The sequence below is a fragment of the Streptococcus sp. 3874 genome (assembly GCF_013276425.1).
Lineage (GTDB): Bacteria > Bacillota > Bacilli > Lactobacillales > Streptococcaceae > Streptococcus > Streptococcus pseudopneumoniae.
Genome location: NZ_VMLA01000059.1, coordinates 1 through 9,091, shown reverse-complemented (window position 1 = coordinate 9,091; position 9,091 = coordinate 1). Strand labels below are relative to the sequence as shown.

At 40.5% G+C, this 9,091-nt stretch carries 6 protein-coding genes; all 6 read right to left on the bottom strand.

Going from position 1 to position 9,091, the window contains the following annotated elements; all coding sequences use genetic code 11:
* Window positions 1-126 precede the first annotated feature (126 nt).
* The gene (gene holA / locus HT703_RS06495; protein ID WP_023935810.1) at window positions 127-1,164 is read right to left on the bottom strand and encodes a DNA polymerase III subunit delta; all 1,038 of its coding nucleotides are present in this window, start codon (window positions 1,162-1,164) and stop codon (window positions 127-129) included.
* 33 nt (window positions 1,165-1,197) lie between these two features.
* A complete protein-coding gene (locus HT703_RS06490; RefSeq protein WP_023935809.1) occupies window positions 1,198-2,133 on the bottom strand; it encodes a dihydroorotate oxidase in 936 nt (311 codons plus the stop codon).
* Window positions 2,134-2,580: 447 nt separating this feature from the next.
* Complete coding sequence (gene metK / locus HT703_RS06485; protein WP_054393093.1) at window positions 2,581-3,771, bottom strand: methionine adenosyltransferase; 1,191 nt, start codon at window positions 3,769-3,771, stop codon at window positions 2,581-2,583.
* Window positions 3,772-4,132: 361 nt separating this feature from the next.
* On the bottom strand, window positions 4,133-5,476 hold the full coding sequence (locus HT703_RS06480) for a DEAD/DEAH box helicase (RefSeq protein ID WP_054393092.1): 1,344 nt from the start codon (window positions 5,474-5,476) through the stop codon (window positions 4,133-4,135).
* Window positions 5,477-5,787: 311 nt separating this feature from the next.
* Entirely contained in the window at window positions 5,788-6,603 is an 816-nt protein-coding gene (locus HT703_RS06475) for an endonuclease/exonuclease/phosphatase family protein (protein ID WP_054393091.1), read from the bottom strand.
* Between the two features lie 51 nt (window positions 6,604-6,654).
* Window positions 6,655-8,835, bottom strand: coding sequence for a PTS transporter subunit IIBC (locus HT703_RS06470; protein ID WP_172929986.1), 2,181 nt, complete (start codon window positions 8,833-8,835; stop codon window positions 6,655-6,657).
* Window positions 8,836-9,091: the final 256 nt, after the last annotated feature.

The window sequence follows — 9,091 nt, the reverse complement described above, 5'->3', positions numbered from 1 at the left end:
GTGCTTTGAGCAACCTGCAGCTAGTTTCCTAGTTTGCTCTTTGATTTTCATTGAGTATAAAATAAGCAAATCAGCAAGAAACCCACGACAAGATAATCCTGACGCGGGTTGTAGTTTCAACAAATGTTAATTGACCTGACTAGCAATCTGTAAGAGTGCCTTTTCAACAAGGAAACCTTTTTCATAGAGTCCTGTCTTAATCTGATAGTCTGTCTCAATCAAGTAGGAAATTACTTGCTTCAAAAAGCTCAAAGAAAGTCCTCTTGAATCTCTCAGCGCAAACTTGATTTGATAGGGATTAGGATTGCGTCCGAGAAAACTTCCTAGACTACTTGCAATCTGCGCTTCTGTTTGCCCAGACTCCGCCAAAATCTTCACCTGAGTAAAAGTCCGAAATTGTCCTAGCATGACTGCAATCAGTTTGATTTCATCTTCACCTTGCAAGGTCAAATCTCTAACCAAGTCACGCGCCTGGTCCATCTTTTTAGTCAGAATAAACTGAGTTAAATCAAAAATATTGTCCTGCAAGGTCTTGGGAATTGCGTTAACAATATCCTCTTCCTCGATAACAGAGTCTTCCTTATAGGACTGTAAAAAGAGGAGATTTTTCTGGATTTCGCTAAATTGAAAACCCGACTTGACGAGAAGATTTTCAAAAGAATTATTGGTAAACTGCAGACCTTCTTTCTGGCTCCACTTTTGGAAATACTGGCGTAATTCTTGTTCTTTGGCTTCTACTGCATCAAAGACCTTGGCATCACGCTTAAGTAATTTTACCAGCCGTCTTTTGCTATCCAGCTTTCCTTCCGCAAAGATCAACAACTTGGTTGTTAGTGAAGGGTTATCAAGGTATTCCTCAAACGACTTGAGTTCATCATCTGTTAAAAAGCGTTTCTTGGCTGTTGTGATATCTACAAAATGGTCTAATATCACGATTTTCTCATCCGCAAAGAAAGGAAGGCTGACTAACTCCAGTTCCACATCCTTGTAGACCACTTCTTTCATATCAAAGTAGGCAAAGTTGAGGTCAGCAGAATCATAGCCAATCTGTTTCAATACTTGACTCTTCATCACTTCAAACTGACCCTGATCTGTCCCTGTAAAAAGGCTCAGGCTAGGTAAATTTGATAAAGTCAACTTCTGACTCTCTTCAATGGCTAGCATCTTCTCTCCTTTCTTCTGATTTTTCGATTTAATTTAGTCAATATAGCGCAATTTCCCACGGAAATCTTCTAAGCTCTCGTATCCTTTTTCCGCCATGATTGCTTTTAGTTCATTGGTAATGCGGTCAAAGGCACCGACGCCTTCTTTGTGAAGGGTGGTTCCCACCTGCACCATACTCGCTCCACAGAGAATATGTTCAAAGGCATCACGACCAGTCAACACGCCACCTGTTCCAATGATTTGGATCTGGGGATTTAAGCGTTGATAAAAGGCGTGAACATTAGCTAAAGCAGTTGGTTTGATGTATTCTCCACCAATTCCACCAAAACCATTCTTAGGCCGAATAACGACAGATTCGTCTTCTATATAGAGGCCGTTTCCGATAGAGTTAACGCAGTTGACAAACTTGAGCGGATATTTGTTGAAAATAGCTGCCGCTTGGTCAAAGTGAACAATATCAAAATATGGTGGCAATTTAATTCCAAGAGGTTTGGTGAAGTAGGCAAATACTTCTGTCAAAATCCGGTCTGTTGTCTCAAAATCATAGGCAATCTGAGGTTTTTCTGGAACATTTGGACAGGAGAGGTTTAGCTCAGTCAGACCACGAAAATCACTCTCTTGGACTTTTTTCAAGATAGTATGGGTTTCCTCTGGAGACATACCGACTAGAGATAAGAAGAAAGTTCGGTTTGGCTCTTTTTCCTGTAAATCCAAAAGATAATCCAAATAGTAGTCTAAGCCCTTATTTGGCAAGCCCATAGAATTGATAGAACCAAGTGGGACATCTTGATAGCGTGGCTCAGGATTTCCCTGACGAAAGTCCAAGGTTGCTGTCTTAGTAACAAAGGTTCCTGCCGCTGAGTTTTTGACCTCTTCTAACTCCTCTATCGTCATACAAGCCACACCTGCTGCATTCATCAAGCAATTGTCAAACTCAAAACCAGCAATTTGTGTTTTCGTTGATACCATGATTCTAATCCTCCAGATTCTTTTTATTGCTAATATTATACCATAATTTTAATTCTAGGTTTACTAGATTCTGTGGTTCTATCTATTTATTCGGAAAAGAAAGTCTAGTGCAGAAGTCATGTTATGGAAACAGCTAGTGTATTGGAAGTTTGAACAAGACTTGGGTCACAGACTTTTGAATGAAATCCAAGCAACAAGGAGAAATCTCAACCATGAGTCCATTCCATGACTCTGTTGCTCTAGAAAACCTTGCAATAGTCAAGTGATAACGAATAAAACTTTGGATTGAAATATCTCCATGATTATCTATTACGAGGAGAAATCTCAACCTTTGGCATTTTTAAAGAAATACATGTAAATCTCTACTTTCGCAAAATGGATTTTCAGAACAGTATCCCAGTATAGTTAAAAACTATAAAAAAGAGAGGAAGTCCCCCTCTTAAGATTTTATTTGACTGCTTCTTTTAAAGCGTCTACCTTGTCCAAACGTTCCCATGGAAGGTCAATATCTGTACGTCCCATGTGTCCATAAGCTGCTGTTTGACGGTAAATTGGACGCTTGAGGTCCAGCATTTGGATAATTCCTGCAGAGCGAAGGTCAAAGATTTGACGGGCTGCTTTTTCAAGCTTGCTTTCAGCTACTGTTCCTGTACCGAAAGTATCGATACGAACAGAAACAGGTTGGGCAACACCGATAGCGTAGGCCAATTGAACTTCTGCCTTCTTAGCAAGACCGGCTGCAACGAAGTTCTTGGCAATATAGCGAGCTGCATATGAGGCAGAACGGTCCACCTTAGTCGCATCCTTACCAGAGAAGGCACCACCACCATGACGAGAGTAGCCACCATAAGTATCTACAATAATCTTACGACCAGTCAAACCTGAGTCCCCTTGAGGACCACCGACTACAAAACGACCTGTCGGATTGATAAAGAATTTTGTCTTATCATCGAGATAAGAAGATGGAATAACTTCTTTGATGACCTTGTCAATCACATCTTGATGGATTTGTTCATTAGTAGCCTCTGGATCATGCTGAGTAGAAATAACGACTGTATCTACACGTACCGGACGGTCATTTTCATCGTACTCAACTGTAACTTGTGATTTTGCATCTGGACGGAGATAGCTAATTTCTCCAGATTTACGAAGTTCTGCCAGACGACGAACCAATTTATGACTGAGTGAGATTGGCAATGGCATGAGCTCTTCTGTCTCATCCACTGCAAAGCCAAACATGAGCCCTTGGTCACCTGCTCCAATCAAGTCCAGTGGATCTTGATCTGCATTTCCACGAACCTCCAAGGCTTCGTTAACACCTTGGGCGATGTCAGGAGATTGTTCCACCAAAGATGGGTGTACTCCTACAGTCTCAGCAGAAAAACCATACTCTGTATTGGTGTAGCCAATCTCTGCAATGGTATCACGAACCACACGGTTAATATCCACATAAGCATTTGTAGAAATTTCACCAAAAACATGGACGGAACCAGTATATACAGCTGTCTCAGCAGCAACGTGAGCTTCTGGATCCTCTGCTAAAATAGCATCCAAAATCGCATCTGAAATTTGGTCTGCAATCTTATCTGGATGTCCCTCAGATACAGATTCAGACGTGAATAATTTACGTTCTGACATAAAAATGTCCCCCCTTAAAAATAGTGTTATAGAGTTACAAAGTACTGATAGGTATTTCCATTATCTAAGAGTTACGACGCGAAAGAAATAAAAACGATACTTTTTTATTTATGAAGCTAGTAAGGCGCATAGGGTGACCGCAATATGGCGGCAACCGTAGAAAGACGAGCGACCTTGGAGCCGTCAGTCTTTGCGAGTCACAAACTCTTCGTAATAAATACCTACCATCTTATCGGGACTATATAACTTTATCATTATACCATTTTTAAACACAATTTGCAGTCTTTAATGTGGTATTTCGGTTTAGATAGTTCGTTCTCATAAAGCAAAAAGTTGGAGCTCAGTACTCCAACGATTTCTATTAAAATGTTTGGCGTTTTGCTTTACGCTCTGCACGACCGCGAGCACGACTTTCTGCACGCTTGGTTTTACGGCGCTTTTCATCAACTGCCCATTGAATTTTCTTCTTATAACCCGGTTTGACTTTTTTCTTTTTCTTTTTAACCAAACCAATCATTTCGATATCGAGCTTATCTTGTTTTTTCTCACGGTTTGCACGACGATCACGGTCATAGGTATCTTGAAATTCCCCGTCTTTGACCATCTTCGGAGTAAATTTAATTCCTAATTTCTCCAACTCACGGATATCCGAGTCATCACTTGGCTGGTAAAGGGTAATAGCTGTACCTGGTAGGCCGTTTCGTCCAGTTCGACCAACACGGTGCACAAAGAAAGATAAGTCTTGCGGAATGGCATCATTGATGACATGGCTGACACCTTCAATGTCAATCCCACGCGCTGCCAAGTCTGTTGCGACAATGTACTCAAAATCCAGATTTTTCACTTGATTCATGATACGCTTACGCTCACGAGGGGCAATATCCCCATGAATTTTTGCCACCTTCAAGCCTTGAGTAGTCAGATATGAATGTAATTCATCAGCACGCGTTTTAGTGTTAACAAAAATCATTGCCAAATAGGGTTGCATCAACTGAGTCAACTGGTAAATTTGAGCATTCTTGTCACGTCCCTTAGTAGAAATCAACCAATTATCAATGGTATCAGAAATGACCGTTTTGGTCTTGATTTTCTCCATGACAGGATTTGACAAATATTTTTTCAAGAATGGTTGCAACTTTTGTGGAATAGTCGCTGAGAAGACCATGAATTGCAGGTCTTTTGGAAGGCTGCCAGCAATCTTATCAACAGTTTCCAAGAATCCCATATCCAAGGTCATGTCTGCTTCATCAACAACAAATGTCTTGGCTTTATGAATAGCTAAATCACCAGATTTAACCAAGTCGTAGATACGGCCTGGCGTTCCGATGACAATATGAGGCTGGTTGCTTGCCAATTTCTCAATCTGGCGAGCCTTATCCGTACCACCCACATAATTAACTACACGAACTTCCACTTCTGAGTGGGCAGCAATCTGACGGGCTGCTTGGTAAATTTGAGTAGCCAACTCACGACTCGGTGCAGTAATGACTGCTTGTACACTATCGCTAGCTTCATCTAGTTGCTGGAAAATCGGTAACAAGAAAGTGTGAGTCTTACCTGAACCTGTTTTTGATTCACCGACTAGGTCACGACCTGCCAAAACAATAGGAATCAACTTGTCTTGCACCTCTGTTGGAGTTATAAATTTCAACTCCTCCAAGGCTTCTCTAATATAGTTTTTAAATTGAAATTTCGTAAATGACATACTATCCTCGATTCTATCTATCTTACCAATTATACCATATTTTATTTCATTTCAGTAGTCTCACTTATTTAGGCTATTTCCAGTAGCTTCTCTAGTCAGAAAAAGGCTGGAACTTCATGATTCCAACCTCTTTTCATACTCAATGAAAATCAAAAAGCAAACTAGGAAACTAGCCGCAGGCTGTACTTGAGTACGGCAAGGCGACGTTGACGTGGTTTGAATTTGATTTTCGAAGAGTATTAGGCTATGTCCAGTAGCTTTTCTAATCAGAAAAAGGCTGGAACTTGTGAATCCCAACCTCTTTTCAGTTATTATTTCCAGTTTAACATAGCATTCAAGCCATAGTGATCACTGACTTGCGGACTCTTGTTACCATCAAATACGACATGTAAATTTTCTACCTCTAACTCTTTGGTAGTAAAGACATAATCGATTCGAAGGGGTTCAGTGTTCCCTTTCCATCCATCTATTTCTGGTGGAACAGTATAGCTACCACTTTTCTCTTGAGCAACTTCAAAAGCGTCTTGTAAGCCTAATAGACTAGCTAAAATAGCTTGGTAGCCTTCCCGACCAGCTGGGTTGTTAAAATCTCCAGCGAGTAAAAGTGGCTTGTTCAATTCTTTCAAGACATCCTCAAATCGTGCCCATTCTTCTTGGAAGCCTTTATCCCACCAAGAAAGGTGGACACTTGCAACTGCAAGCTCCTTACCATCAACTACAGTTTCAGCCAAGGCAACACGGCGAGTATGATAGTCTGTTGGATCATCCACATCTGAAACCAAAATTTCTCTGGCTTCAATAGGTGTTTTAGACAAGATAGCCACACCTTCGTGGTAGCGATCATAACCGATATGGTTATAGGCCCAAGTCCAGTAGTAATTTTTCTCTTGCTCAGATAACTTTTCAACCAAGAGTCTAACATAGTGATCTTGGTGAATAGGCTCAGATGCTGGCAAAGGTTGATAAAGGTCATTGACCTCCACCTCTGGCGATGTGATCTCCTGATTGATTTCTTGGAAACAAATCAAATCATAGTCCTTTTCAAGAATATCCTCAAGCAAAATCTGGAATTTTTCCTCTGCTTCTTTTTCCATCCAACTGTGAGTATTGAGTGTTAAAAATTTCATGCTTTTCTCCCAAAATAAGAGGTTGGAATACAGCTTCCAACCTCAAGTATATTACAATTCTACTTTAGCAACTGCTGTTTTAGCTGCAAGAGAACCTGTTTTTTCTAATTTAACTGATTTAATTGCATCACCATTTGTGAAGACAACTACTGTTGAAGTTTCACGTCCTGCTGCACGGATAGCATCCAAGTCAGCTGTGACAAGAAGATCTCCTGCTGCAACTTTTTGTCCTTCAGCAACATGAACTGTAAATGGTTTACCTTCAAGACTTACTGTGTCCAAACCAATGTGAACCAATACTTCAAGACCTGCTTCAGTCACAATACCAAGAGCATGTTTTGTTGGGAAGATGCTTGATACAGTACCTGAAACTGGAGATACAATGTTTCCATTTGCAGGTTCTACTGCAAATCCATCACCCATCATTTTTTGAGCAAATACTGGATCTTTTACTTGTTCCAAAGCAACAACTTGACCGTCTGCTACTGAGTAAACTTCCTCAGTAAGACCTTTGAAGTGAACAGTGTTTTGTTGTGCTTCAGTCATTTGGCTTGGAAGAGTTTCAGGAATGATTTCACCTGAATCAAGGATATCTTGGATATCAGATTTCAATACGTCAGCTTTTGGTCCGTAGATAGCTTGAACCCCTTGTCCTTTCATGACAAGACCCATAGCTCCTTCTGCTTTCCATTGCTCTACATTTCCTACTTTATCTGCATCTTTAACAGTTACACGAAGACGAGTCATACATGCGTCAACATCAACGATATTTGCACGTCCACCAAGAAGGTTGATGATGTTTACAGCTTGAGAGCCTGCTGCAACTTTCACTTCGCTACTAGATTCTTCTGAACCTTCAGCAGTTTCGTAGTTTCCGTTACGCCCTGAAGTTGCGTAGTTGAATTTTTGAATCATGAAGTTTGCGATAAAATACATGATTACGGCAAAGAGAACAGTTACCCAAACGAAGTTAATGATATCCATACCGATACCAGCACTGATTGCAATAGGTGTACGAGTCAAGAACTCGATTGAACCGAATGAGTGCATACGTAGGTTTACAACGTCAGCCATAGCGAAGGCAGCACCTTGAACAAGTGAGTAAACAAGATACATAGGTGTTGCAACGAACATGAACATGTATTCGATTGGTTCAGTAACCCCTGTCAAGAATGTTGCAAGAGCTGTCGCAATCATCATACCTTTATATTTGTGTTTCTTGTCAGCATCGACATTACGGTAGATAGCCACGATCACACCCATCAAGATACCGAATGAACCGATCATTTGTCCAACTTTAAAACGAGCTGGGTGAACAGTATCTAACAATTGTTGGTAGTGACTTGCATCTGTACCTTTGAGGTTTACAAGGTCTGTTACCCATGCAAGCCATAGTGGGTCTTGACCGAATACTTGAGTACCTTTAGCTGCACCAGTTAAAATGTCATAAGTACCACCAAGAGCTGTGTAGTTCATTGGGATAGTCAACATATGGTGAAGACCAAATGGCAAGAGCAAACGTTCCAAAGTACCATACAAGAATGGTGCAAGGATTGGTGCAGTTTCTTGTGAGTTGGCAATCCAAATACCAAAGCTATTGATACCAGTTTGCACAAGTGGCCAGAAAGCTGAAAGTAGAATTGCAGCAATTACTGAACGAAGAATAACTACAAATGGTACAAAACGTTTTCCGTTAAAGAATGAAAGTGCATCAGGAAGCTTACGGAAGTTATAGTATTTATTGTAAGCAGTTGCTCCAATAAAACCAGAAATAATCCCTACGAATACACCCATGTTAAGTGCTGGAGCTTCCATAACACTAATGAAGTAATCAGCAACTTTGATTGATCCACCAAAGAGAGTTGTTACCATAGCTTCTGGATTCTTCAACATGTCTCCTGATACACCAAAGATTGTACCAGTGATACGGTTGATTAGGATAAAGGCAAGACCTGCCGCAAACGCACCACCAGCACGTTCCTTAGCCCAGCTTCCTCCAATAGCGAGGGCAAACAAGATATGAAGGTTAACGATAACCCCCCAACCGATTTGCTCTAGGACACCACCAGTAATAACGAGTGGAGCAAAGTTAGGGTTAATCATCACGATAGACTTACCGATTGAAATCATCAAACCAGCAGCCGGCATAACCGCGATAACCACCATCAAAGCCTTACCGAATTTTTGCCAAAATTCGAAAGACAAGACATTTTTGAATGTATCTTTCATCATTCAAATCTCCTTTATTTTTATTTAGGCAAACGTTTTACGAAAACGTTTGCACCTTTTATGATTTAATTATACCACTTTAATTTTTTTTGTAAAGGCTTTTATTCAAAAAAATCCTCTTTTTTCAAAAATTTTCTAGGTGCTAAATTTCAAGTTCAAATTAGCCATCAAGAATCTTCTCTGAGCAACTTCTTTATACTCTTCGAAAATCTCTTCAAACCACGTCAGCGTCGTCTTACCGTATATATGTGACTGACTT

Excerpts from the sequence above, each read along its gene's own strand:
- HT703_RS06490 (WP_023935809.1), bottom strand. The coding sequence starts at position 2,133 with ATGGTATCAACGAAAACACAAATTGCTGGTTTTGAGTTTGACAATTGC.
- HT703_RS06470 (WP_172929986.1), bottom strand. The coding sequence starts at position 8,835 with ATGATGAAAGATACATTCAAAAATGTCTTGTCTTTCGAATTTTGGCAA.
- HT703_RS06475 (WP_054393091.1), bottom strand. The coding sequence starts at position 6,603 with ATGAAATTTTTAACACTCAATACTCACAGTTGGATGGAAAAAGAAGCA.
- HT703_RS06480 (WP_054393092.1), bottom strand. The coding sequence starts at position 5,476 with ATGTCATTTACGAAATTTCAATTTAAAAACTATATTAGAGAAGCCTTG.
- metK (WP_054393093.1), bottom strand. The coding sequence starts at position 3,771 with ATGTCAGAACGTAAATTATTCACGTCTGAATCTGTATCTGAGGGACAT.
- holA (WP_023935810.1), bottom strand. The coding sequence starts at position 1,164 with ATGCTAGCCATTGAAGAGAGTCAGAAGTTGACTTTATCAAATTTACCT.